At 69.7% G+C, this 23,937-nt stretch carries 19 protein-coding genes and 4 pseudogenes; 9 read left to right on the top strand and 14 right to left on the bottom strand.

The window, feature by feature from the left end:
• Nucleotides 1–144 precede the first annotated feature (144 nt).
• Nucleotides 145–876: pseudogene (locus D3869_RS22330) on the bottom strand (SDR family NAD(P)-dependent oxidoreductase).
• A gap of 111 nt (nt 877–987) precedes the next feature.
• Between D3869_RS22330 and D3869_RS34650 the strand changes: the two are divergent.
• From D3869_RS34650 to gmk, 3 genes and pseudogenes are all read left to right on the top strand, one after another.
• Entirely contained in the window at nt 988–1,167 is a 180-nt protein-coding gene (locus D3869_RS34650) for a YicC/YloC family endoribonuclease (protein ID WP_349017886.1), read from the top strand.
• A 26-nt stretch (nt 1,168–1,193) separates the two neighbouring features.
• Nucleotides 1,194–1,846 (top strand): annotated as a pseudogene (locus tag D3869_RS22325) (endoribonuclease YicC domain-containing protein).
• Nucleotides 1,847–1,869: 23 nt separating this feature from the next.
• Nucleotides 1,870–2,514: pseudogene (gene gmk / locus D3869_RS22320) on the top strand (guanylate kinase).
• A gap of 128 nt (nt 2,515–2,642) precedes the next feature.
• Here the strand turns inward: gmk and rsmA are convergent.
• From rsmA to D3869_RS22295, 5 genes and pseudogenes are all read right to left on the bottom strand, one after another.
• Nucleotides 2,643–3,507, bottom strand: a pseudogene (gene rsmA / locus D3869_RS22315) (16S rRNA (adenine(1518)-N(6)/adenine(1519)-N(6))-dimethyltransferase RsmA).
• 52 nt (nt 3,508–3,559) lie between these two features.
• Complete coding sequence (locus tag D3869_RS22310; RefSeq protein ID WP_137140659.1) at nt 3,560–4,126, bottom strand: hypothetical protein; 567 nt, start codon at nt 4,124–4,126, stop codon at nt 3,560–3,562.
• A 119-nt stretch (nt 4,127–4,245) separates the two neighbouring features.
• Complete coding sequence (locus D3869_RS22305; protein WP_247895939.1) at nt 4,246–5,091, bottom strand: alpha/beta fold hydrolase; 846 nt, start codon at nt 5,089–5,091, stop codon at nt 4,246–4,248.
• Between the two features lie 34 nt (nt 5,092–5,125).
• The gene (locus D3869_RS22300; protein ID WP_137141952.1) at nt 5,126–5,935 is read right to left on the bottom strand and encodes a lytic transglycosylase domain-containing protein; all 810 of its coding nucleotides are present in this window, start codon (nt 5,933–5,935) and stop codon (nt 5,126–5,128) included.
• A gap of 76 nt (nt 5,936–6,011) precedes the next feature.
• Nucleotides 6,012–6,554, bottom strand: coding sequence for a hypothetical protein (locus tag D3869_RS22295; RefSeq protein ID WP_247895938.1), 543 nt, complete (start codon nt 6,552–6,554; stop codon nt 6,012–6,014).
• Between the two features lie 183 nt (nt 6,555–6,737).
• Here D3869_RS22295 and D3869_RS22290 point away from each other — a divergent pair, with 183 nt between their 5' ends.
• Both D3869_RS22290 and D3869_RS34515 read left to right on the top strand, forming a co-directional pair.
• Complete coding sequence (locus D3869_RS22290; RefSeq protein WP_137140656.1) at nt 6,738–9,044, top strand: hybrid sensor histidine kinase/response regulator; 2,307 nt, start codon at nt 6,738–6,740, stop codon at nt 9,042–9,044.
• Between the two features lie 239 nt (nt 9,045–9,283).
• On the top strand, nt 9,284–9,406 hold the full coding sequence (locus D3869_RS34515; protein WP_257722160.1) for a hypothetical protein: 123 nt from the start codon (nt 9,284–9,286) through the stop codon (nt 9,404–9,406).
• 19 nt (nt 9,407–9,425) lie between these two features.
• Here D3869_RS34515 and pdxA read toward each other — a convergent pair whose 3' ends face one another.
• From pdxA to lptG, 3 genes are all read right to left on the bottom strand, one after another.
• Complete coding sequence (gene pdxA / locus D3869_RS22285; RefSeq protein ID WP_137140655.1) at nt 9,426–10,463, bottom strand: 4-hydroxythreonine-4-phosphate dehydrogenase PdxA; 1,038 nt, start codon at nt 10,461–10,463, stop codon at nt 9,426–9,428.
• Nucleotides 10,463–11,908 (bottom strand): peptidylprolyl isomerase, encoded by a 1,446-nt coding sequence (locus D3869_RS22280; protein ID WP_137140654.1) that lies wholly within the window; start codon nt 11,906–11,908, stop codon nt 10,463–10,465. Before D3869_RS22280 ends, pdxA begins: the two co-directional genes overlap by 1 nt.
• Nucleotides 11,909–12,047: 139 nt before the next feature.
• Nucleotides 12,048–13,142 (bottom strand): LPS export ABC transporter permease LptG, encoded by a 1,095-nt coding sequence (gene lptG / locus D3869_RS22275; RefSeq protein WP_137141951.1) that lies wholly within the window; start codon nt 13,140–13,142, stop codon nt 12,048–12,050.
• Nucleotides 13,143–13,368: 226 nt separating this feature from the next.
• Between lptG and D3869_RS22270 the strand changes: the two genes are divergently transcribed.
• The 3 genes from D3869_RS22270 (at nt 13,369) to D3869_RS22260 (ending at nt 16,844) form a co-directional block, all read left to right on the top strand.
• Entirely contained in the window at nt 13,369–14,871 is a 1,503-nt protein-coding gene (locus tag D3869_RS22270; RefSeq protein WP_137141950.1) for a leucyl aminopeptidase, read from the top strand.
• A gap of 72 nt (nt 14,872–14,943) precedes the next feature.
• A complete protein-coding gene (locus tag D3869_RS22265) occupies nt 14,944–15,393 on the top strand; it encodes a DNA polymerase III subunit chi (protein ID WP_137141949.1) in 450 nt (149 codons plus the stop codon).
• Between the two features lie 203 nt (nt 15,394–15,596).
• Nucleotides 15,597–16,844 carry an ATP-binding response regulator gene (locus D3869_RS22260; protein ID WP_137141948.1) on the top strand — a complete coding sequence of 416 codons (1,248 nt, stop codon included), beginning with the start codon at nt 15,597–15,599 and terminating at the stop codon, nt 16,842–16,844.
• A 23-nt stretch (nt 16,845–16,867) separates the two neighbouring features.
• Here D3869_RS22260 and D3869_RS22255 read toward each other — a convergent pair whose 3' ends face one another.
• The 5 genes from D3869_RS22255 to D3869_RS22235 form a co-directional block, all read right to left on the bottom strand.
• Nucleotides 16,868–18,139, bottom strand: a complete 1,272-nt coding sequence (locus D3869_RS22255) for an MFS transporter (protein ID WP_137141947.1) — start codon at nt 18,137–18,139, stop codon at nt 16,868–16,870.
• A gap of 261 nt (nt 18,140–18,400) precedes the next feature.
• On the bottom strand, nt 18,401–19,507 hold the full coding sequence (locus tag D3869_RS22250) for a DUF2336 domain-containing protein (RefSeq protein ID WP_137141946.1): 1,107 nt from the start codon (nt 19,505–19,507) through the stop codon (nt 18,401–18,403).
• A gap of 146 nt (nt 19,508–19,653) precedes the next feature.
• Complete coding sequence (locus D3869_RS22245; protein WP_137141945.1) at nt 19,654–19,917, bottom strand: neuropeptide-like protein 29; 264 nt, start codon at nt 19,915–19,917, stop codon at nt 19,654–19,656.
• Nucleotides 19,918–20,021: 104 nt separating this feature from the next.
• A complete protein-coding gene (uvrB, locus tag D3869_RS22240; protein ID WP_137141944.1) occupies nt 20,022–22,160 on the bottom strand; it encodes an excinuclease ABC subunit UvrB in 2,139 nt (712 codons plus the stop codon).
• A 213-nt stretch (nt 22,161–22,373) separates the two neighbouring features.
• Nucleotides 22,374–23,246 carry a branched-chain amino acid aminotransferase gene (locus D3869_RS22235; protein ID WP_137141943.1) on the bottom strand — a complete coding sequence of 291 codons (873 nt, stop codon included), beginning with the start codon at nt 23,244–23,246 and terminating at the stop codon, nt 22,374–22,376.
• A 140-nt stretch (nt 23,247–23,386) separates the two neighbouring features.
• Between D3869_RS22235 and D3869_RS22230 the strand changes: the two genes are divergently transcribed.
• Nucleotides 23,387–23,899 carry a MarR family winged helix-turn-helix transcriptional regulator gene (locus tag D3869_RS22230; RefSeq protein WP_137141942.1) on the top strand — a complete coding sequence of 171 codons (513 nt, stop codon included), beginning with the start codon at nt 23,387–23,389 and terminating at the stop codon, nt 23,897–23,899.
• The last annotated feature ends 38 nt before the right edge of the window (nt 23,900–23,937 follow it).

The following is a 23,937-nucleotide window of genomic DNA, read 5'->3' as shown; positions in this document are numbered from 1 at the left end:
GTCGAGGCCTGTTTCCGCATCCTGCCCGAGGGCGGGCGCTTCGTTCTCTACACCTACGGCCTCGTGTCGCCGCTGAACCAGCGCTGGGCGTCAAGGGCAAGCGGGGCTTCACCCGCTGAACGTCCCGCCGGCCTCCGTCTGGGGCTATTGGAAAGCCAAGCCCTGATTTCCCTTCATTCCTTGCGCCTGCCGCAGCACATCCGTCAGTCCCACCGGCAGAGCCGCCATCAGCCACACGGCGGCGGCCATCGGCCAGGGGGCGATGCGCGCCCGGCGGGCCAGCCCGCTCTTGATGTCCGTCTCCACAGGGAAGCGGTTCACCGCGGTCATCCGGCTTTTCACGAAGCCCGGACAGATCACCGTCACGCCGATCCCCTGCCCCGCCAGATCGCCGCGCAGCGACTCGCCGTAGACCCGCACCGCCGCCTTGCTGGCGCAATAGCGGGCGCGCCGGGCATGCCGCGGAAGCCGGCCAGCGAAGCCATCAGGGCGATCTGCCCGCGCCGCCGCGCCTGCATGCCGGGCAAGAGCGGTGGACGCTGTTCAGCACGCCGTCCACATTCACCTGGAAGATGCGCCGCGCCTGCTCGGCGCTCTCCACCCCGGCCCCCGGCGGAGATTCCGCGCGATGACCAGATCGACCGGCGCGCGGGCGTCCAGCGCGCTCAGCCACCCCGCCATCGCCGCGCGGTCCGCCGCGTCGACCAGCGCCGTTTCCACCGCCGCCCCGGCGCGCGGCAGCGCTCCGCCACCGCGTCCAGCCTTGCGGAGTCGCGCCCGCTCAGGGCTAGCGCGACGCCGGGGACGGCGTAGGCCAGGGCCAATTCCTCCCCGATGCCGCGCCCCGGTGATGACGATCGAGCGCGGATCGCGCATGCCCCTTTTCCCTGCTGTTGCTTGGCCGCCCGACGCTATAACGTGAGCCTCCCGATCCCACAAATACTCGTCGAGGCCGCTTTGCCCGCCCAACGCTCCGCCGTTTCCAGCATGACCGGTTTCGCACGCGTGGACGGGCATGCCGACGGCTACAGTTGGACCTTCGAGGTGAAGAGCGTCAACGGGCGCAACCTCGACATCCGCTGCCGCCAGCCCGCCGGCTTCGACACGCTGGAGGCCGCCGCCCGCGCCGAGATCCCCAAGCGGCTGGCCCGCGCAGCGTCAACCTGAACCTGACCGTCACCCGCAGCCAGTCGGTGTCGCAGCTCCGCATCAACCGCGAGCTTCTCGCCCAGGTGCTGGAGCTGGCGCGCGAGATCGAGGGCGCCGGGGCCGCCCCGCCGCGGCTCGATTCGCTGCTCGCCGTCCGCGCATCATCGAGCCGGTGGAAGAGGACGAGGGCGACCGCGGGACCGGGTGGAGGCCGGCTGAAGGCCGACCTCGGCCGGCTGATCGGCGAACTCGTCACCGCCCGCTTGGCGGAAGGGGCGCGTCTGGTCACCGTCCTGAACGGCCATCTCGACGAGATCGAGCGGCTGATCACCGCCGCCGCCGCCTGCGCCACACCAGCCCGAAGCCTTGCGCGAACGGCTGCGCAGCCAGGTCGCCGCCCTGCTCGACGCCGCCCCGGCCTGCCGGAGGAGCGGCTCGCCCAGGAGGCCGCCATCCTGATCGCCAAGGCCGACGTGCGCGAGGAGATGGACCGGCTGCGCGCCCACATCCAGGCCGCCCGCGACATGCTGGCGGAGGGGGCGCCATCGGCCGCCGCTTCGACTTCCTGTGCCAGGAATTCAACCGCGAAGCCAACACGCTGTGCTCCAAGTCCGCGGACGTGGAGCTGACCCGCATCGGCCTGTCGCTGAAAGCCTCCATCGAGCAGCTTCGCGAGCAGGTCCAGAACATCGAGTGACGTCCGACCCATGCCCGAGACATATGCCTGAGACCATGAACACGAAGATCGCCCGGCGCGGCCTGATGCTCGTGCTGTCTCCCCCTCCGGGGCGGGCAAGACCACCATTCGCGCCCGCCTGCTGGACCGCGACCCCGGCATCACCCTGTCGGTGTCCGTCACCACCCGGCCGATGCGCCCCGGCGAGCACCGGGCGTCCATTACTATTCGTCGACATGCCGGAGTTCGACCGCATGGCCGGCCAGGGCGAGCTGCTGGAGCACGCCCGCGTGTTCGGCAACTGCTACGGCACGCCGCGCCACGCCGTGGAGACGGCGCTGAGCGCCGGGCGCGACGTGCTGTTCGACATCGATTGGCAGGGCATGCAGCAGCTGGCCGCTAACGCCCGCGCCGATCTGGTCAGCGTCTTCGTCCTGCCGCCCTCGGGCACCGAGCTGGAGCGCCGCCTGCACTCCCGCGGCCAGGACTCGGCGGAGGTGATCGCCCAGCGCATGGCCAAGGCGTCGGACGAGATCAGCCACTGGGGCGAGTACGATTACGTGATCGTCAACAACGACGTGGACGAGAGCGTCACCGCGGTCCAGGCCATCCTGCGCGCCGAGCGGCTGCGCCGGACGCGGCAGGTCGGGATGCCGGCCTTTGTGGAGAGCGTGCAGGCGGCGCTGTAAGGCGGCGGCGTACGGCCCCCACCCTTCCACGGCTTCGCCGCGGGCCCCTTCCCTCCCCCGCTTCGCAAGGGAGGGAGATTTGTCCCCTCCCCTGCGAAGCGGGGGAGGGTCAGGGTGGGGGCAAGGACCTATCGCGCCTTGAACGCCCGCGCCAGCGCCGCGAACCCCGCCACATCCACCTCCTCCGCCCGCGCGGTCGGCTCGATGCCGGCGGCGGCCAGCAACGCCTCCGCGTTCCCCAGGCTCTTCAAGCTCTGGCGCAGCATCTTGCGGCGCTGGCCGAAGGCGGCGGCGGTCACCTGCTCCAGCGCCTTCCACTCCGCCGGCTCCGGGTTGGCGCGCGGGGTCAGGTGGACGATGGTGGACTCCACCTTGGGCGGCGGGGTGAAGGCCTTGGCCGGCAGGTTGAACAGCACCCGCGCGTCCGACCGCCACTGCGTGATGACCGACAGGCGGCCGTAGGCCTTGCTGCCCGGCTTGGCGACCAGACGGTCCGCGACCTCTTTTTGGAACATCAGCGTCAGGCTGACGAACTCATCGATCCGCCCCAGCCAGCCGATCAGCAGCGGCGTCGCCACGTTGTAGGCAGGTTCGCCACGATGGCCCGCGGGGCCGGCGCGATTTGAATGGGATCGACCTCCAGCGCGTCGCCCTCGACGATGGACAGCCGCCCGTCCGCCGCCTGGATCACGTCCTGCAACGCCTCGATGAAGCGGTGGTCGCGCTCGATGGCGATGACCTGCTTCGCCTTCGTCGCCAGAAGCGCGCGGGTCAGCCCGCCCGGACCGGGGCCGATCTCCACGACCGTCACGCCGGTCATGTCGCCGCCGAGCGCGCGATGCGGCCCGTCAGGTTGAGGTCGAGCAGGAAGTTCTGCCCCAGCGCCTTGCGGGCATCCAGCCCGAAGCGGGCGATCACCTCGCGCAGCGGCGGCAGGGCCTGCGGGTCGAAAACAGCGGGCATGGGGGCGGAGTCGGGCGTGGCGTCGGTCATGGCCGCACTTATAGGACGGCGCAGGCCCGCCGTCATCAGCCGCGCGTCATCGTCACCCCTCGCTCTTGAGCGCGATGTTCTCCGGCGTGGCGTCGAGCCGGCCCGTGCAGGTGATGCGGCGCCCATCGTCGAAGGCCTGGGACGGCTTCGGCCCGATGGTCACCTGCAACACCACCTTGTCCGCCAGCTGGTCGCCGAGATCCTGGGGCCGGTCGCCGCCCTGGGTGTCGTGGCTGAACACGCTCTCCAGATACCAGGCCGCCCCGCCGGCCCCTTGCGGCCCGCCGCGGACCAGCGCGCCGGCCAACCGGGTGTAGACGTCCTTGCACACCTCCTCGGTCCGGTTGCGCGGCAGATCGACGAAGTTGGCGTAGGCGACGATCCGCCGGTCCTGGAAACGGTAGAAGACGCCACTGCGCGACACCTCCGTCCGCAGATCGCGGGACAACCCGTCCACCGTGTCGTGCAGGTCGCCGCGCAGGCGGGTCATGCCCCAGTCGAGCAAGGTCACCGGCTCCCGCGCCAGCCAGTCCAGCGCGTCGCGGGCCTGAACCGGCCCTGAGACGAAAGACAGCAACATGAAGGACGGCAACAGGACGAGCGCGGCGAAACCCCTCATGGCGTCGGGCCTCCGGACCATCGTTGCGGCGCAACCGTAGCAGCGATGCTAAGCCAGGAGCGCGGCCATAGCCAGCCGGATTCCGGGCCGCATGCCACGCCCACGCCGGGGTACCCCCGTCAGTCCTCCAGCAGGAAGTCGCGCACCGCGGCGATCTGGTCCGCGGTCATCAGCGCCGGGGCGTGGCCGGTGTGGGCGAACTCCACCAGGCGGGCCGTGGGGCCGCGGCGGGTCATCTCCTCCGCCGTTTCCGCCGGAAGAATGTCCGAGGTGGCGCCGCGCAGCACCAGAACCGGGCAGCGGATGCGGTCCCAGACCGCCCACAGGTCCACATCCTCCATCGGCTGCGCCTTGAAGGCCTCGGCGATGGCCGGGTCGTAGGCGAGGCCGTAGCAGCCGTCCGGGCGCAGACGGGCGCTGTGCTCCGCCATGTGGCGCCACGCCTCGTCGGAAAGCCGCCCGAAGCCCATCAGGACGAAGCGCAGATAGGACTCCACCGCCGCCAGATCCTCGAACACCGGGTCCTTGCCGACGTAATCGGCGATGCGCTGCAAGCCCGCCTTCGGGATGAAGGGGCCGATGTCGTTGACCACCAGCCGGCGGATCGGGCTGTCGGGCTGGGCGGCCAGCAGCATGCCGATCAGCCCGCCCATGGAGGTGCCGACCCAATCCACCGACTCCACCCCCAGCCGGGCGATCAGCGCCGCCATGTCGGCGCAGTATTGCGGGTAGCCGTAAAGCGTCGGGTTGCTCAGCCGGCCGCTCTTGCCGCGCCCCACCACATCCGGGCAGGCGACGCGGTAGCGGTCGGCCAGATCGAGCGCCAACGCGTCGAAATCACGGCCGTTGCGGGTCAGGCCATGCACGCAGACCGCGGTGCGGGCCGCGTCCTCGCGCCCCCACTGGGTGTAGGCGACGCGGTGGAACCCCGCCGCGCTGAGGCCGAGAAAGCTGCGTTCGGACATCGGCACGGGTGGCCCCTCCCCTGTTGGTTCGTTCTCAGCCCTTGCCGGGCTTTGCCAGTTCCGCCGCCTGCCGGACGACCATGGGCGACGGGTCGGCCGCCGCGGCGTCGAAGGGATGCCGCGGCGCGTCGTACAAGCGGCGGATGGCGCGCACGTAGTTCCGCGTCTCCTCGTAGGGCGGAACGCCCCGGAAGCGGTCCACGGCCCGCTCCCCCGCGTTGTAGCCGGCAAGGGCCAGCGTAACGTCCCCCTGGAAATAGGCCAAGAGCCAGCGCAGGTAGCGCACGCCGCCGCGGATGTTCTGGGCGGGGTCGAAGACGTCGGACACGCCGAACCGCTCCGCCGTGTCGGGGATGAGCTGCATCAGCCCCGCCGCCTCCTTCGGCGACACCGCGTCGGAGCGGAAGGCGCTCTCCACCCGGATCACCGCCATGACCAGCGCCGGGTCGAGGCCGTACTGGGGCGCGGTCTTGTGGACCAGCGCGATGATCTCCGGCGGCGGGGGCAGCGCCTCGCGCAGCGGGGCGGCGCCGGGGCGGCACCAGGGACGGACATGGCCCATGCGGCCCGGTACGTAGGCGACCAGCCGCCGCGCCTCCTTGTGGCCGCGCGACGCCGCGGCGCGCAGCCACGCCGTGCCGACCCGCTGGTCGCGCCTCACCCCGACGCCGAACAGGAAACGCCGCGCCATGCGGTAGGACGCCTCCGGATCGCCCTTCTCCGCCGCCTCGCAGTCGGCCATGCGCGACTCGCGCGAGGAGACGGAGCCGGACTTGCCCGCGGCGAGGGCGGCGGGGGCCGCCAAGGCGACGAAAAGGGCGAAGGTCAGGGGGAGGAAACGCACGGGTTGGCCTTGGAACGGTCTGCAAAACCGCATTGATATGAGGCTGCCTGCAGGACACGGCAAGCGCAGGGCAGGGTTACCCTCTTTTCGACACAGCGCGCAGGTGGTTGCGCAGCGACCGCGCCCAGCCGCGGACGACCGCCAGCGCCGGCCCAACCGCCCCGCGCACCCGCCCCGCCACCCGCTTGGCGGCCTGCCAGGGCGGCAGCGCGGTGAGCCAGGCCAGCCAGCGCACCACCCGGACGTAGCACCAGGCGAAGGCCGGGATGGTCAGCAGCTTGTCCTTGCCGATGTGAAACAGCCGCTCGACCAGCGTGACCTTGACCAGTTCCACGGCCCCGAGCAGCAGCGCGCCCTGGACCGCGTGCCCGGTCCCCATCAGGTACAGGCCGACCGGCTTCAGCGGCTCCAGAATCACCAGCGGAACCACGAACAGCGCCAGCGTCGGATAGGGGCCGAGCCGGCGGATGCGCGCGGCCAGCCGTTCGGCGAAACGCTGCCGACCGATCCAGGCGGCCAGCGGGCGCAACGCCTCCAGCGCCACCGCGTCGATCAGGAAATAAACCAGCGCGGCGACGGTCAGCAGAGGGCGTAGCACGAGGCGGCGCAATAGCCCCATCATCCTCCGCCCAAAGGCCCGGTCGAAAGTCCCAGATGGAGAGTTTCCGTTCGAGGTAGCCATTAGGTCTTTCGTCGGGCGTACAGGGGCGTTTCGGTGGCTTGGGTTCGCTGCGGATTTCCACTATCTAACGTTTCTGACATCGCGCGTCCGTCCCCTCGTCCACTCTCGGTGCGCCCCATCGTGCTCGGCCATTACGATCCTTACCTCGTTGCGCTGTCCGTTGTCGTGGCCTCTTTCGGCGGCTATGTGGCCCTGGACCTCGCCTCCCACGCGCGGGACGCCGGGCGGGGACGGAACGGCTGGCTGGGCGCCGCCGCGCTGGCCCTCGGTGCGGGGATCTGGTCGATGCACTTCATCGGCATGATGGCGATGCGCATGCCCATGCCGGTGTCCTATGACATCCTGCTGACCGCGCTTTCCTTTTTCCTGGCGGTCGGGGTGTCGGGGACCGGCCTCTTCGCCGTGGCGCACGGCGGAGGCGGCCGGGCGACCCTGGCGGCGGCGGGTCTGCTGACCGGCTTCGGGATCGTTTCCATGCACTACGTCGGCATGGCCGGCATGCGGCTGCCGGTGCCGCTGATCTACGACACGCTTCTGGTCGTCGCGTCGGTGGTCATCGCCGTCGCCGCCTCGACCGCCGCGCTCTGGCTCGCCTTCCGCACGGCCAGCCCCCTGCAGCGCCTGTCCGGCGCGCTGGTGCTCGGCGCCGCGGTGGTCAGCATGCATTACATCGGCATGGCCGCCGCCAACGCGGACGTAACCGCCATTGGGCATGCCGCCAATACGGACGCCGTCCCGACCGGGGACGACCTCGGTTTCGTGCTGTCGACCCCATCCCTGGCGGTGGGGACCGGGGTGGGGACGCTGCTGATCCTCTCGCTGGGGCTGCTCTCCGTCCTGATCGACCGGCGCCGCTCGGCGGAGCGCGCGGCGGGGCAGGAGGCGCGCTACCGCGCCGTCGTCGACTCCGCCGTCGACCCCATCGTGGTGATCGACGAGACCGGCACCATCCAGTCCTTCAACCGGGCGGCCGAGACGACCTTCGGCTACGGCGCGGCGGAGGCCGTCGGCGCGAACGTCCGCATCCTGATGGCGGAGCCGCACCACTCCGCCCATGACGGCTACATGGCGCATTTCCGCGAGACCGGCGAGCGGCGGATCATCGGCATCGGGCGCGAGGTCGAGGGCCGGCGCAAGGACGGTTCCCTCTTCCCGCTGGAGCTGTCGGTGGCCGAATGGCACGACGGGCGGCAGCGCCTGTTCACCGGCATCATGCGCGACATCACCGCCCGCAAGGCGGCGGAGGACGCCCTGCACCGCGCCAAGGCGGAGGCGGAGCGCGCCCGCGAGGAGGCGCTGACCGCCCGCGACAACGCCGAACGGGCGGACATGGCCAAGACCAAGTTCCTCGCCGCGGCCAGCCACGACCTGCGCCAGCCCGTGCAGTCGCTGTTCTTCTTCGCGCACGCCCTGTCCGACCGGCTCGACGGCCATCCCGCCTCGCCCCTGCTGGCGAGCATGAGCGAGTCGCTGAACGGCCTGCGCACGCTGCTGGACAGCCTGCTGGACGTGTCGCGGCTGGACGCCGGGGTGGTCACCCCCGCGGTGACGGAGTTCGCGCTGGGCCCGCTGCTGCAGCGCCTCGCCGACGAATATCGCGGCCGCGCGGCGGAGGTGGGGATCGCGCTGCGCCACGTCCCCACCGACGGCTGGACGCGCAGCGACCCGGCGCTGGTCGAGCGCATCCTGCGCAATCTCGTCGAGAACGCCATCCGCTACACGGAGAGCGGGCGTATCCTGATCGGCTGCCGCCGCACCGGCAAAGACCTGCGGATCGAGGTGCTCGACACCGGCATCGGCATCCCCGAGAACAAGCGCGACGAGGTGTTCGTCGAATTCACCCAGCTCGCCAACCCCGAACGCGACCGGCGCAAGGGGCTGGGGCTGGGGCTCGCCATCGTGCGGCGGCTGGCCGGGCTGCTCGGCCATGAGGTGACCCTGCGCTCCCAGCCGGGACGGGGCAGCGCCTTCGGCCTGACCGTACCGTCGGTCGCGCCGCGCCAGGTGATGAAGACCTGCCGCCCGGCCGCCCAGTCCGCCGCCCAGCCCGCCGCCAACGGCGGCAAGGGTCTGGTCGTGGTGGTGGAGGACGACGCCATCATCCTGCTCTCCATGCGGACGATGCTGGAGGAGTGGGGGTACGAGGTGGTGGCCGCCGTCTCCGCCGACGAGGCGGTGGGCACGCTGACCAGCCTCGGCCAGCGCCCCGACATGATCGTCGCCGATTACCGCCTGCGCGAGGGACGGACAGGGCTTCAGGCCATCCGCGACATCTACGGGGTGTGCGGGGTGCGGGTGCCCGCGCTGGTGCTGACCGGCGACACCGACCCCGCGCGCATCGCCGAGGTCCAGCAGAGCGGCCACCGCCTGCTGCACAAGCCGGTGGCCCCCGAGGTGCTGCGCAACGCCCTGAACTCCGCGGCCTAAAGCGAACTTCCGTTCGCTTTAGAATCATAGCGCCTCATTCGCCGGCGGGCTCCGGTCGCATGTGCGACCGGGACCGCCGGCGCGGTCCAAAGCGGATTGCAATCCGCTTTAGGCGCGCTTTCCCCGGCCGCCCCCGGCCGAGACCCGAGTGTGGTTGAAAGCGCGCTCCGCCCCGCTTATGGTCTTGGAAAAAGGCGCGTTTGCGCCGAAACCAGAATCAGGTTCCAGGAGCGCCCCCCATGAAAGCCATGCTGCTCGGCTTCGCCGCCGCCATCGTCATCGCCGTCGGCGCGTCGGTCGCGCTGACCTCCATCGACCACAGCTCGGCCAGCCGCTTCTCCAGCAGCTCGGTCCGCCTCTGAGGGTCAGGCGCGGCGAAGGTCAGGCGCGGCGGCGGGCGGCCATGGCCTCCGCCGTCGTCAGGGCGGCGATCAGGCTCGACGCGCCGGCCTTGCCCGTGCCGGCGATGTCCAGCGCCGTCCCATGGTCCGGCGAGGTGCGGACGAAGGGCAGCCCCAGCGTGATGTTGACCCCCGTGTCGAAGTCGATGGTCTTCAGCGGGATCAGCGCCTGATCGTGGTACATGCACAGCGCCGCGTCGTAGCCGCGCCGCGCCGCCGCGTGGAACAGCGTGTCGGCGGGCCGCGGCCCCACCGCGTCGATTCCCTCCGCCCGCAGGTCGGCGACCGCCGGGGCGATGACGTCGATCTCCTCCCGCCCCATGGCGCCGCCCTCCCCCGCGTGGGGGTTCAGGGCGGCGACGGCCAGCCGGGGCCGCGCGATGCCGAAGTCGCGGGCCAGCGCCGCCGCGGTGACCCGCCCGGCGTGCAGGATCGCCTCCCGCGTCACCAGCGGCACGGCGTTGCGGACGGAGACATGGATGGTCACCGGCACGACGCGCAGATCCTGCGCGGCCAGCATCATCACCGGCTCATCGGTGAGCCCGGCCAGATGGGCCAGATATTCGGTATGTCCAGGATGGCGGAAGCCGGCGGCGTAGAGCGCCGACTTCTGGATCGGGTTGGTGACGACCGCCGCCGCCTCCCCGCGGCGGACCAGCTCGACCGCCCGGTCGATGCTGGCGATCACCGCGGCCCCGTTGGCCGGGTCCGGCCGGCCCGGCGTGACCGGGGCCGCCAGCGGCTGGGGCAGCACCGGCAGCGCCGCGCCGAACAGCGCAGCACCCTCGGCCATGCTGCCCACCGCCCTGACCGGCACCGGCAGGCCGAGCCGGGCGGCGAGCGCCTCCAGGCGGGCGGGATCGTCGAGAAGGACGAAGGGCGGCACCGCGCCGTCCGCGCGGGCCGCCCCGGCCTTCCCCTGAGCTTCCGCCCAGGCCTTCAGTGCGATCTCCCCGCCGATCCCCGCCGGCTCGCCCATGGTCAGGGCGAGCGGCGGCCGGACGCCGGATTCGGTCATCAGTTGCGGATCTCCACGAAGGCGGTGCGGCGCAGGTCGCGCAGGTAGCGGCGGGCCAGCAGGTCGGCGCGCTCGTTGATCAGGTCGCGCTCGATCTCCTCGCGCGGCGGCATCTTGATGTCCTTGGGGTCGATCGGCGGCGGGGCCGGGGCGGCGACCGGCTGCGGCTCGGCCTCCGGCGGCGGCTCGATCATCGGCACGTCACGCTTGCAGACGATCAGGATGACGGCGCCGCCCGGGCTCATCAGCACCGGGCTGGGCTGGCCGAGCGGGATGCCGACGGCGAGCTGCTGGAGGCCCGGCGCGAGGTCCTTGACCCGCAGCGTGCCCATGTCGCCCGACTCCGGAATGCCCATGGCGCGGGCCTTCTCGTCGAAGTCGGTGCAGCTCTTGATTGACTTGCGCAGCTTCTCCGCCTGGGCCTGGACCGCCTTCAGCTCCTCCTTCGAGGGGGCCGGGATGACGATCTGCTTCATGTTGACCTTGGCCTTGGCCAGATCGGGCTTCGGCTGGGCGCGCGGGCGCGGCGGCGGGGCCGGCGGCGGAGCGGTCGAGGCGTTGCTGCCGAAGGGCCGCTGGTCGCGCACCAGCAGGACGTGATAGCCGGTCGCCGTGCGGACCGGCGAGGAGAGCTGGCCGGCGCGCATGGTGGACAGGGTCTTGTCCAGCTCGGCGTTCAGCTCGCCCGTGCGGACCCAGCCCATGTCGCCGCCCGAGGCGGCGCCGGCGGACTGCGAGAACTGGCGGGCCAGCGCCGCGAAGTTGCCGCCGCGGCGCACCTCCTCGACCAGCCGTTCGGCGTTGCGCCGCACCTCCTCGTCCTGGTCGGGGCTGTCGACGGCCAGGAAGATCTCGGCCACCAGATACTCCGGCTTGCCGATGTTGGCCTTGATGCGCTGCATCACGGCGTCGATCTCCTCGTCGCCGATCACCACCTCCTGCCGGATGCGGCGCTGCATCACCCGCTGCCAGGACAGCAGCGCCCGCACCTGCTCGCGCAGGGTGGAGACCGGGACGTTCTGCGCCTTCAGCATGGCTTCGAGCTGCGGGCGGCCCATGCGGTTCTGTTCGGCGATGCGCCCGATGGCCTCGTCGATCTCCTTGGACGGCACCGAGACGCCGAGGCGCTTGGCCTCCTGAAGCTGGAGCCGCTCGTCGACCAGCTGGCGGAGCACCTGCGGGGTCAGGCGCTGGCGCGTCTCCGCGCTGTCCTGGGCACCGGCGTTCAGCAGGGCGAGGCGGATGCGCGCGTGCACGTCGGACAGCGAGATGACCTCGTCGTTCACGACGGCGGCGATGCGTTCCGCGGGGCCTTGCGTTCCCGCAGCAGGGCTGTTTGGAGCGTTGGGAGCCCGCGTCTGGGCCGCGGCGGGCGCGCCGGCGGCAAGAAGGGCGCAGGCGGTCGCCACGGCGAAGGCAGACCGGACGGCTCGCAAACTCTGCATGGTGCTCCAGACTCCAGAGGTGGTTGCCGTTTAATACGGCCCCCCCGGGCGCGTGTAAACGGAATCGTGGGTCGTATCCTGGAACGGAATTGTGTCCAAAGACCGGGCGGTCGGCGTCAGCCCTGCTCCGGATCCGGCGTCAGCCGTCCTCCAGATGCAACAGCACCGCGGTGCCCAGAAGCACGCTGACACAGGCCGGGCTCCAGGCCGCCATGGCCAGCGGGATGGTTTCGGAGATGCCGAAGGTGCGGATCACGTCGGTCATCACGAACAGCACGAACCCGGTCAGAACGCCGCCGGACACCATGGTCATCGTGCCGCCGCGCCGCGGCAGCCGCAGCGAGAAGGCCGCGGCGAACAGCACCATCGCCACATAGAGCAGGGGCTGCGACAGCAGCGACTGGTAATGCAAGCGGTGCCGGACCGCCGGGAAGCCGGTGGCCTCCAGCGTGCGGATGAATTGCGGCAGATCCCAGAAGGAGATCGTCTCCGGCGCGGCGAAGCTCTCCTCGATGGTGGTCCGGTTCAGCTCCGTCGGAATGACGTAGGCCGGAACCGTCTCCGACTCCTTCTTGCCCAAGTTGATCGTGGCGTCCTGCAACTCCCACTTCCGGTCGCGCAGCACGGCGCGCGGCGCGTCGACCCGGCCGATGTAGGTCATGTTGGTGTCGAAGCGCAGGACGATCACCTGGCTCATCTCGAAGGTCAGCGGGTTCACGCCGTCGGCGTGGATGAAATACTGCTCCCCCGCCTCCTGCTGGCGCAGCCAGAGGCCGCTGCGCGAGACGTCGAAGCTGCTCGACTTCAGTTTCAGATAGCGGTCCTGAAGCTGGTTGTACTTGGCGATGAAGACGGCGCCGACCGGGTTGATCATCGTCACCTTCACCGCACCGATCATCAGCGCGGCGATCAGCACCGGGGTCAGGAACTGCCACGCCGACACGCCGACCGCGCGGGCCACCACCAGCTCCGCGCTGCGCGTCAGCCGCCAGAAGGTGAACATGCCGCTGAACAGGATCACGAAGGGAAAGATCTGCTGGCCGATCTCCGGCAGCTTCAGCAGGGCCATGCGCAGGACCAGCCAGAAGGTGATGTCCGGCTTGGTCCCGGCGCGGCGCAGCAGTTCCACGACGTCGAGCAGCAGGATGATCGACAGCAGGATGCCGAGCAGCAACAGGAACCAGGTGACGAACTGGCGCCCGATGTAGCGCGACAGCGTGGCGGATGAATACATGGGCTCCGGCCTCCCCGGCCGATCGACGGGCGGTACGCGGCGCGCCGGGGGCTTCCACCACGGCGTGCCGGGGCTATGTACTGCGGACGGGCGCGGGAAACAACCGGTCCGCGCCTTGACAGGGCGCACGGGAAGGTCTTTATCCCAGGGTGGTTGCGGATCGATCCCACCCGCCCCGGCGCCCGCGCGCCGGCCGTCCCAGCCGAGAGGAGCCCGAGAGGAGCCGATGAAGTTCGCCTTTGCGAAGCCCGCGCTGCCCAAGTCCGGCACCGTCGCCGTCACCGTCGCCACCGATCGCGCGCTCGGCGCCGCGGGGCAGGATCTCGACCAGAAGACGGGCGGCACGCTGTCCCGCGCCATGAAGGCCAGCCGCTTCACCGGCAAGAAGGAGGAGACGCTGGCGATCCTCGCGCCGGCCGGGGTCGAGTTCGACCGCGTCCTCCTGGTCGGCATCGGCAAGGGCGAGGATCTGTCGGAGGCTGCCCTCCAGGCCGTCGGCGGCTCCATCGTCGCCGCCCTGGACAAGTCCGGAGAGACCGAGGTCTCCGTCCTGCTCGACCTGCCGGACGGCGGCACCGTGGCCCCCGACGCCGCGGCGGCGGAGCTGGCCTTCGGCGCGCAGCTGCGCTCCTACCGCTTCGACAAATACCGGACGACCGAGAAGAAGGAGGCCAAGCCCTCCCTCAAGAAGATCATCGTCCTGACCGCGGAGCCGGACGCCGCCAAGCGCGCCTACGGCCGCCTGGAGCCGCTGGCCGAGTCCGTCGCCTACACCCGCGATCTGGTGTCGGAGCCGGCCAACGTCCTGAACCCGGAAAGCCTCGCTGACCGCTGCCGGGACCTGACCGACGTCGGCCTGCAGGTCGAGGTGCTGGACCTCAAGAAGCTGAAGAAGCTCGGCATGGGCGCTCTGATCGGCGTCGCCCAGGGCAGCGCCTTTGAGCCGCGCGTCGTCGTGATGCGCTGGGACGGTGCCCCCGACGCCGAGGATCGCCGCCCGCTCGCCTTCATCGGCAAGGGCGTGACCTTCGACACCGGCGGCATCTCCATCAAGCCCGCCGCCGGGATGGAGGACATGAAGTGGGACATGGGCGGCGCCGCGGTGGTCATCGGCACCATGCGCGCCCTGGCCGCCCGCAAGGCGAAGGTGAACGCCGTCGGCATCGTCGGCCTGGTCGAGAACATGCCGTCCGGCACCGCGCAGCGGCCCGGCGACGTGGTGACCTCGCTGTCCGGCCAGACCATCGAGGTGATCAACACCGACGCCGAAGGCCGCCTCGTCCTGGCCGACTGCCTGACCTATGCGCAGGAGACCTTCAAGCCGCGCCTGCTGGTCGACCTCGCCACCCTGACCGGTGCGGTCATCATCGCGCTGGGCCATGAGCACGCCGGCCTGTTCGCCAACGACGACTGGCTGGCCGAGAACCTGCTGGCCGCCGGCCGGTCGGTGGGCGAGCCGCTGTGGCGCCTGCCGATGGGCGACGCCTACGACAAGGACATCAACTCCGACATCGCCGACATGAAGAACGTCGGGTCGGGCCGCGGGGCCGGCAGCATCGTCGGCGCGCAGTTCCTCAAGCGCTTCGTCGAGGACCTGCCCTGGGCGCACATCGACATCGCCGGCGTCGCCTGGTCGAAGAAGGACACGGCCACCGTGCCGAAGGGCGGCACCGCCTTCGGCGTCCGCCTGCTCGACCGCTTCGTGGCGAGCTACCACGAGGGCAAGTAAGGGTCCTCGTCCGGCGGGTGCCGTTTTCAACCCTCTCCCCCCTGGGGGAGAGGGACATTTCCATGAGGGGCCATGAGCGAGGTCCGTTTCTATCACCTCCAGCGGCGCACGCTCGAACAGGCGTTGCCGAAGATCCTGGAAAAGGTTCTGGAGCGCGGCTGGCGCGCCGTCGTCCTGGCCGGCTCGCCGGAGCGGGTGGACGCGCTCAATCAGCATTTGTGGACCTACGACCCCTCCTCCTTCCTGCCGCACGGCGCCGCGCGCGACGGCTTCGCCGCCGACCAGCCGGTCTGGCTGACCGCCGAGGAGGAGAACCCCAACGGGTCCACCGTCCTGGTTCTGGTGGACGGGGTGACCAGCGGCGCGATGGGCTCCTTCGACCTCGTCTGCGACCTGTTCGACGGCAATGACGGCGACGCCGTGCTGGCGGCGCGTGAGCGCTGGAAGCTCTGCAAGGCCGCCGGGCACGCCCTCACCTACTGGCAGCAAAACGACCGCGGCGGTTGGGAAAAGCGCGCCTGAAACCGAGTATTATCATAGGATTTAAAGAATTCTTGGGATGATACCGCTAACGCGGCGCAACATTGCATTCATTTGTCACCACCGGCCTTGACGGGCCTCCTGTGCGCAAGGTTAATCTAAAACCCGTAAAATCCCGCGGGATGGCGGCGCACAGGGGAGGGCAGCATGAAAAGGTGCGTCGGACGGGCGGCGGCGGCACCGTCATGACCCGCAGCGCTCTCGACCCGACGCTCGCGCGGGACGTCAAGGACGCCGCCATCCTGATCGTCGACGACAACGCGTCGAACGTCGATCTGGTGCGCGACATCCTGACCCACGAGGGCTACACCGCCGTGCGGGGCGAAACCGACCCCCGGCGGGTCCCCGCCCTGTGCGAGGCGCAGCGCTTCGACCTTCTGCTGATCGACATCCGCATGCCGCACATGAGCGGTTTCGATCTGATGGAGCGCGTCAACGCCCTGTACGGCGACGATCTCGTGCCCATCCTGGTGCTGACCGCCCACACCGACCAGGAGACGCGGCGGCGCTCGCTGGAGTTGGGGGCCAACGACTTCCTCACCAAGCCCTTCATCGCCTGGGAACTGCTGCACCGCGTGCGCAGCGTTCTGGAGATCCGCAAGCTCTACCAGCGCGCGGCCGAGCAGAACCGCGGGCTGGAACGCCGCGTGTCGGAGCGCACGGCGGAACTCAGCGCCGCGCTGGAGGCGGCGCGGAAGGCCGACCGGGCCAAGCTCGACTTCCTCTCGGTGACCAGCCATGAGCTGCGGACCCCCCTGAACGCCATCATCGGGTTCGCCGAGGTATTGTCCAGCGAGGCGCACGGGCCGCTCGGCCACGACGACTACATGGACTATGTCCGGCTGATCGAGGAGAGCGGCAAGGCGCTGCTCGGCATGGTCAACAACATCCTGGACTTCACGCGCGGATCCGGCGGCATCGACCTCGCCGAATCGACCATCGACCTGCCCGGTCTGCTGATCCACTGCATCGAACTGCTCGGCGCCAAGGCGCGGGCCAAGTCCCAGACCATCACGCTTCAGCCCGGACCGCCCGTCACCTTGCGCGCCGACCAGCGCCGCCTGGGAGAGATGATCGTCCATCTTCTGGACAACGCGGTGAAGTTCGGCCATCGGGGCGGGCGGATCACGGTGCGGATCGCCCTCCAGGGCGGGAGGATCGCCATCGCCGTCGATGACGACGGCCCCGGCATCCCGCTGGAGATCATCGATCAGGTCTTCCGCCCGTTCATCCAGGGCGAGCGCTCCCTGGTGCGCCAGCATGAGGGAATCGGGCTGGGCCTGCCCATCGTCCGGCGCTTCGCCGAACTGCACGGCGGCAGCGTGGAATTGGACAGCGCACCGGGACGCGGCACCACCGTGGCCATCCTCCTGCCCGCCGCCCGCCTGACCGCCCCGCCCATCGCCGGCCTCCGGGAATCCCGGGTCTTCTGAAAGCGTCCCCGAACACGGACGGGTCATTCGGCGAGGCTGGGCTCCTCCAACGGTCCCGCATCGGCTTCGGCGGGGGTGGCCGGCGCGGTCTCCGGCAGGCCCAGGAACAGCGCGGCCAGCGCGATCAGGGCCATGGCTCCGGCGGTGAGGAAGGCGGCGGAATAGCCGAAGCGGTCCACGATCACGCCGGTGACGAAGCCGCTGGTCGCGGCCCCCACCCCCTGCATCGTGGCGACCGCCCCGAAGGCAAGGTTGTAGCGCCCGGTGCCGCGCATCAGGTCGGCGATCACCAGCGGCGTCAACGCGGTGAAGATGCCGGCGCCGACCCCGTCCAGAAGCTGGACGCCGATCAGCCAGGCGCTGTCGTCCGACAGGGTGTAGAGGACGGCCCGCAAGGGCAGGATGGCGAAGCCGACCAGCAGGATCGGCTTGCGGCCCAGGCGGTCCGCCGTCCGCCCGACCAGGACGGCGATGGGCAGCATGACGAACTGCGCGGCGATGATGCAGGACGACATCATGACCGTCGCCCATTCCGGATGCGCCGCGGCCAGCTTCTGGCCGACCAGCGGCAGCAGGGGCGCGTTGGCGAAATGGAACAGCAGGGCGCAGATGCCGAAGATCATCAGGGGCCGGCAGTGGACGAGGATGCCCATGCCCGACACCGTCTCCCCGTTGCCGGCCCCATCGCCGGTGGCGGCCTCCACCCCGCGCGCCCGCCGCTGGTCGATGGCGGAGGCCGGAATCGACAGCACGGCGAACGATGACAGGACCGCGAACACCGGCACCAGCAGGAACACCGCCTGCTGGGAGAACAGCCAGCCGACCAGCCCGGCGAGCGCCGCCACGGCGACGTTGCCCGCATGGTCGAAGGCGGCGTTGCGCCCCATCCGCCGGGCGAGCAGGCGCTGCGGGACGAGGCCGAGGGTCAGGGCCGCCACCGCCGGGCCGAAGACGTCCCCGACCACCGCGATCAGCGTGTTCGCGATCAGGACCGGCCAGAATTGCGGGAACGCGTAGATGCACAGCGCCCCCGCGCCCAGCACGACCAGCGCCAGGACGATGGCCTCGCGCTTGCGGTGGGTGGCGTCGATGGCCGCCCCGATGGGCGTCTGCACGGCAAGCCCGAGCCAGCCGGCCAGGCTGGTCACCAAGCCGACCTCCGACTGGCTCCAATGCTGCTGGGTCACCAGGAAGACGTTGAGATAGGGGCCGAGCGCCCCCCGCACGTCCGCCAGCAGGAAATTCACGGCGTCCAGCGACGCCGGCCGGAAGCCGCGGCCGGATTCACCGGTCATCGCCGCCTCCCGACCCTTGCTCTCATCAGGCAACCGCGTCTCCCTTCCAAGATTCTGGCGAAGCGGTCCGCGGCCAGAAGCAAAGGTTAGGAACAACGGACTCCGTGATTTGACACCACGAAATGCACCGCCCAAGGAGAACAAAGCCCGAAGATCAGATCGCCACAAGGCCAGGAAAAATCAAAGGTTGCGATTATTTCTTGAGTCCGCAACCGAAAACTGTGCATTCGGTAATTTCCGAAGCTCTCGACGCTAGTTTATTCACACGCGCATAAGGTCGCCGAGCTTGTCGAGCAGGTAATCCAGATCCTCGGCCGCCAGATCCTCGTACTGGGTCAGGATGCGCTCGATCACCCGGCGGCGGTGGCGTTCGATGTCGTGCGCCTCGCCGTCGTAGGGGGTTTCCTTCAGCACGTCCAAGGCGATCCGGCAGGCCGGCAGCAGGGCCGGCGGCTGCTTCGCCTTGTCGTAGATGGACTTCAGACCCAGCCGCCCGGCATCGTGGATCAGCAGGCGGGCGTTGGTGAGCGGCACGTTGGCCAGATGGGACAGGGCCGTCTCGAAGAAGGCGCTGTCGCCCATGCACAGCGCCCGCACCAGCAGCGACGGGGTCAGGCGGCCGCTGCGCGACAGTTGCGCGACCAGCCGTTCCAGCGCGCCCTCGTCGCTTTCCCCGGAGAAGAGGGCGACCGTGGCGCGTTCGCGGCTTTGCAGGATCAGATCGGCGGCGACCTTGGCCGGAAGGTCGTGGTTGGTCACCAGATGCTGCTGGAGCTTTTCCGAGACCACGGCGACCAGCCGTTCGGCGATGGTGATCGGCAGGCGGGCGCGCTGGACCAGCGGTTCCTGCACGGCTTCGCTGTCGGCGAAGCGCTCGATGACACGGCCGAGCGTGCGCTCGCCGAGGTCCGCGCTCTCGTTGGCGACCAGGACCGCCACCGCCCCTTCCGACGCGGTGTCGATCAGCGCGTCGGCAACGCTGGCCGACAGGGCCGGGCGCTGCGCGATGGCGGTGTGCTTGGCGTCCGTGCCGGTCCGCACCAGCTCGACGAGGTCGGCGTCGGTCAGCACGGTGGAGACGCTGAGGACCGGGATGGCCACGGCCTCCACGTCGCGCGCCAGCATGAGCGCGACGTCGCGCGGCAGCGCCGGGTTGGCCTTCAGGTTCTCCGCCAGCGACTGGCGCACGCGCACGACGGCGTCGCGCGCCATGAAGCGGATGATGTCCTCGGCGAGCCGGCGCTCGCTGTCCGACAAGGCGGTTGCGGAGAATTGCTTGGCGATCTTGACCGCCAGCTCGGAACGGCTGTTCGGCGACGGGTCCGACAGCAGTCTGGACACGTCGTCCTTGGTGAGTTGATCGCTCATGGGTCCCCGACCCTTTCCTGCCCTGCTTCGCTGCCGCGCCTTGGATCGTGCATCAGCGGGAGCGAATGTATTCAGGTCATGATCGGACCAAAGCATTGAGCCTTTGTTAACGACGATTTCCGGTCACGGGCTGGCCCCGCCGCTCCTCACCAGCCGCCATGCCGGTGATGATGACGGGGGCCGCCATGGTGACCGCCGCGATGCCCCCCGTAATAGCCACCATAGTAGGGGCGGCCATACACGACGGGGGGCGGCCCGTAATGGCGGTACTGCGGGCGCTCGTAATAGCCGTAGCCATAGGAACGGTGTCCGTAGCCATAGACAGGTCCCGGACTCCCCGCGGCGACGTAGCAGCCGGACAGCAGGAGGGCGGCGAAGGACAAAAGAAACAGCGAGCGGAGCGTCGTCATTGGCGTTCCTGTGCCAGGGGTCGCGGCCCGGCGAGCGGGCCGTACTGGCAGGATGAACGCTTGGGACGGGGACATTATTCCCGACGCGACTCCGCCCTTCCCGGTCAGCGCCGTCCGCGGCGGCCCTGCTTCTTCGGAGCGCCCTCGGGAATGCCGCGGCCCTGGCGGGCGGAGCTGATCCCGATGCTGCCCGGCTGCTCCAGCCCGAGGTCCATCGCCTCCAACCGGCGGAGCTCGTCGCGCAGGCGGGCGGCCTCCTCGAACTCCAGGTCGGCGGCGGCGGCCTTCATGCGCTTCTCCATGTCGGCCATCACGGACTTCAGATTGTGGCCGACCAGCTCCGTCGCGTTCAGGCCGGTCTTCACGGTGACGTGGTCGCCGCGCTCGTAGACGCTCTCCAGGATGTCGCCGATCGCCTTCTTCACGGATTCCGGCGTGATGCCGTGCTCCAGATTGTAGGCCCGCTGCTTCTCGCGGCGGCGCGCCGTCTCGTCGATGGCGTACTGCATGGAGGCGGTGACCTTGTCGGCGTAGAGGATCGCCCGCCCCTCGACGTTGCGCGCGGCGCGGCCGATGGTCTGGATCAGCGACGTCTTGGAGCGCAGATAGCCCTCCTTGTCGGCGTCCAGGATGGCGACCAGCGAGCATTCGGGGATGTCCAGGCCCTCGCGCAGCAGGTTGATGCCGACCAGCACGTCGTAGGCGCCGAGCCGCAGGTCGCGGATGATCTCGATGCGCTCCAGCGTCTCCACGTCGGAGTGGATGTAGCGCACGCGCAGACCCGCCTCGTGCATGTATTCGGTCAGCGCCTCGGCCATCTTCTTGGTGAGCGTGGTGACCAGCACGCGGTTGCCCTTCGCCACCACCTCCTTGCACTCGTGGATCAGGTCGTCCACCTGGGTCTCGGTGGGACGGATGATCACCTCCGGGTCGATCAGGCCGGTCGGGCGGACCACCTGCTCGGCGAAGACGCCGCCGGTGCGCTCCATCTCCCACGGGCCGGGAGTGGCCGAGACGAAGACCGTCTGCGGGCGCATGCCCTCCCACTCCTCGAACTTCAGCGGGCGGTTGTCCATGGCGCTGGGCAGGCGGAAGCCGTACTCGGACAGCGTTTCCTTGCGCATCCGGTCGCCGCGGTACATGCCGCCGATCTGCGGAACCATGACGTGGCTCTCGTCCACGATCAGCAGCGCGTCGCCCGGCAGATACTCGAACAGCGTCGGCGGCGGCTCGCCCGCCGCGCGGCCGGTCAGGTAGCGTGAATAGTTCTCGATGCCGGCGCAGGCACCGGTGGCCGCCATCATCTCGATGTCGAAGGTCGTGCGCTGCTCCAGCCGCTGCGCCTCCAGCAGCTTGCCCTGGGCGTTGAACTCCTCCAGCCGCAGCTTCAGCTCGCGCTTGATCTGCTCGATGGCCTGGTTGAGCGTCGGCTTGGGCGTCACATAGTGGCTGTTGGGATAGATGCGCACGGCCTCCAGCGAGGCGATCTTCTCGCCGGTCAGCGGGTCGATCTCGTGGATGCCCTCGATCTCGTCGCCGAACAGGGAGATGCGCCAGGCGCGATCCTCCATGTGGGCGGGGAACAGCTCCACCGTGTCGCCGCGCACCCGGAACAGGCCGCGCCCGAAGGCGGCGTCGTTGCGCTTGTACTGAAGCTCGGTCAGCTTGCGCAGCAGGTCGGGCTGGGCGACGACCTCGCCCTTGCGCAGGTCGACGGTCATCTCCGAATAGGTCTCGACCGAGCCGATACCATAGATGCAGGAGACCGACGCCACGATGATGACGTCGTCCCGCTCCAGCAGCGCCCGCGTCGCCGAGTGGCGCATCCGGTCGATCTGCTCGTTGATCGAGGATTCCTTCTCGATGAAGGTGTCGGTGCGCGGAACGTAGGCTTCAGGCTGGTAGTAGTCGTAGTAGGAGACGAAGTATTCCACCGCGTTGTTCGGGAAGAAGGACTTCATCTCACCATAGAGCTGCGCCGCCAGCGTCTTGTTCGGGGCGAGCACCAGGGTGGGGCGCTGGACGTGCTGGATGACGTGCGCCATGGTGAAGGTCTTGCCCGACCCCGTGACGCCGAGCAGCACCTGATCCTTCTCGCCGGCGCGCAGCCCCTCGGTCAGTTCCCCGATGGCGCGCGGCTGGTCGCCGGAGGGCTTGAACTCCGACACCAGTTCGAACTTCTTGCCCGCCTCCAGCTTGGGCAGGGACTTCTGCGGGAGGGCGGTCAGGACGGGATGGGACATGCGGGTGCGCTCGCGCCAGGGGTACGGAACGGGAACCGAGTATATGGCCCACCCCACCCCCGCTGTCGAGCGTGGGCTTGTCCGGAATGTCCGCTCGCGCTTGCCCCTGGCCCTCCCCCGCTCTCAGCGGACCTATGGTCCGCCTGCCGCGTCAGCGCAAACCTTTGGTTTGCGCGAGAGCTGCGCAGGGGGAGGGAAAATAGGGCGTGTCCCTTACCCGCGCACCAGCGCGTCGTAGTCCTTCACCAGCGTCTCGCAAACGCGGCCCGGTGTGAAGCGGTGGTCGCCGATCTGGCCGACCGGGGTCACTTCGGCCGCGGTGCCGGTCAGGAAGACCTCCTGGGTGTTCGCCAGTTCGTCGGGCTGGATGTGGCGTTCGATGACCTCGATGCCGCGGGCCTTGGCGAGGTCGATCACCGTGCGGCGGGTGATGCCGTCCAGGAAGCAGTCGGGCTTCGGCGTGTGGATCTTGCCGTCCATCACCAGGAACAGGTTCGCCCCGGTCGCCTCGGCCAGATAGCCGCGGTAGTCAAGCATCAGAGCGTCCTGGTAGCCCTCGGCCTCCGCCGCGTGCTTGGACAGCGTGCAGATCATGTAGAGGCCGGCCGCCTTCGAGGCGGTCGGGGCGGTGTCCGGGGCCGGGCGGCGCCACGGCGCCCAGGTCAACTTGATGCCGGCCATCTTCGCCTCGGGGCTGAAATAGCTCGGCCACTGCCAGACGGCGATGGCGACGTGGATGCGGCTGGACTGCGCCGCAACGCCCATCATCTCGCTGCCGCGCCACGCCACCGGGCGGACATAGGCGTCGGTGAAGCCCATCGCCTTCACCGTCTCGTTGGTCGCCGCGTCGATCTCCGCCACGGAATAGGGAAGCTCGAAGCCCAGGATGCGGGCGGAGGCGGCCAGACGCTCGCTGTGCTCGGTCAGCTTGAACACCGTGCCGTTGTAAACGCGCTCGCCTTCGAACACGCAGCTCGCGTAATGCAGGCCGTGCGACAGGACGTGCAGATTCGCGTCGCGCCACGGCACCAGCGCGCCGTCGTACCAGATCACGCCGTCGCGATCGTCGAAGGGAAGGATGGACATGGCGGCTCCCACCTTGGTCTTTGGCCCGTTGCTCGGGACTTGGAATGGAAATGTCGAAAGCCGCGCTTGTCTCGCGGGCTTTGTTCGTTTATGTCTGGCTTATTGACCCATTTGTAACGAATCGCACCGATCACGTCAACATGGCTGACATAAAAGCGGGCGTGAACCAGCTTTTCCTGCGCGAGGAGGAACTTCGCACGGGCATGGAGCTGCTGTTCTACGCCTATCGGGAATTCACCGCGGAGCCGGACGAGATCCTGGCGCAGATCGGCTTCGGCCGGGCGCACCACCGCGTCATCTATTTCGTCGGGCGTTACCCGAAGATCACCGTGTCGGAGCTTCTGGCGATCCTGAAGATCACCAAGCAGAGCCTGTCGCGCGTGCTGGGGGAACTGGTCCGGCAGGAATTCATCCTGCAGCAGACAGGCGTGCGGGACCGGCGGCAGCGTCTGCTGGAACTGACGGAAAAGGGCGTGGAGCTGGAACGCCAACTGTCCGAAACGCAGCGGCAGCGGATCGCCCGCGCCTACCGGATGGCCGGGGCGGAGGCCGTCGAGGGCTTCCGCAAGGTGATGCTGGGCATGATGGACGAGGAGGACCGGGTGAAGTTCGCTCCCCCGGTGCCGACCCGGCTCGCCGCCGTGAAGCGGTAGGAACCGGGCCGGACACCCGTCGGGTCAGTCCCCGGCCA

This window comes from Azospirillum brasilense, assembly GCF_005222205.1.
Taxonomy (GTDB): Bacteria; Pseudomonadota; Alphaproteobacteria; order Azospirillales; family Azospirillaceae; genus Azospirillum; species Azospirillum brasilense_G.
The sequence above is the reverse complement of the archived record's forward strand: the minus strand, read 5'-3'. Positions and strand labels throughout refer to the sequence as shown.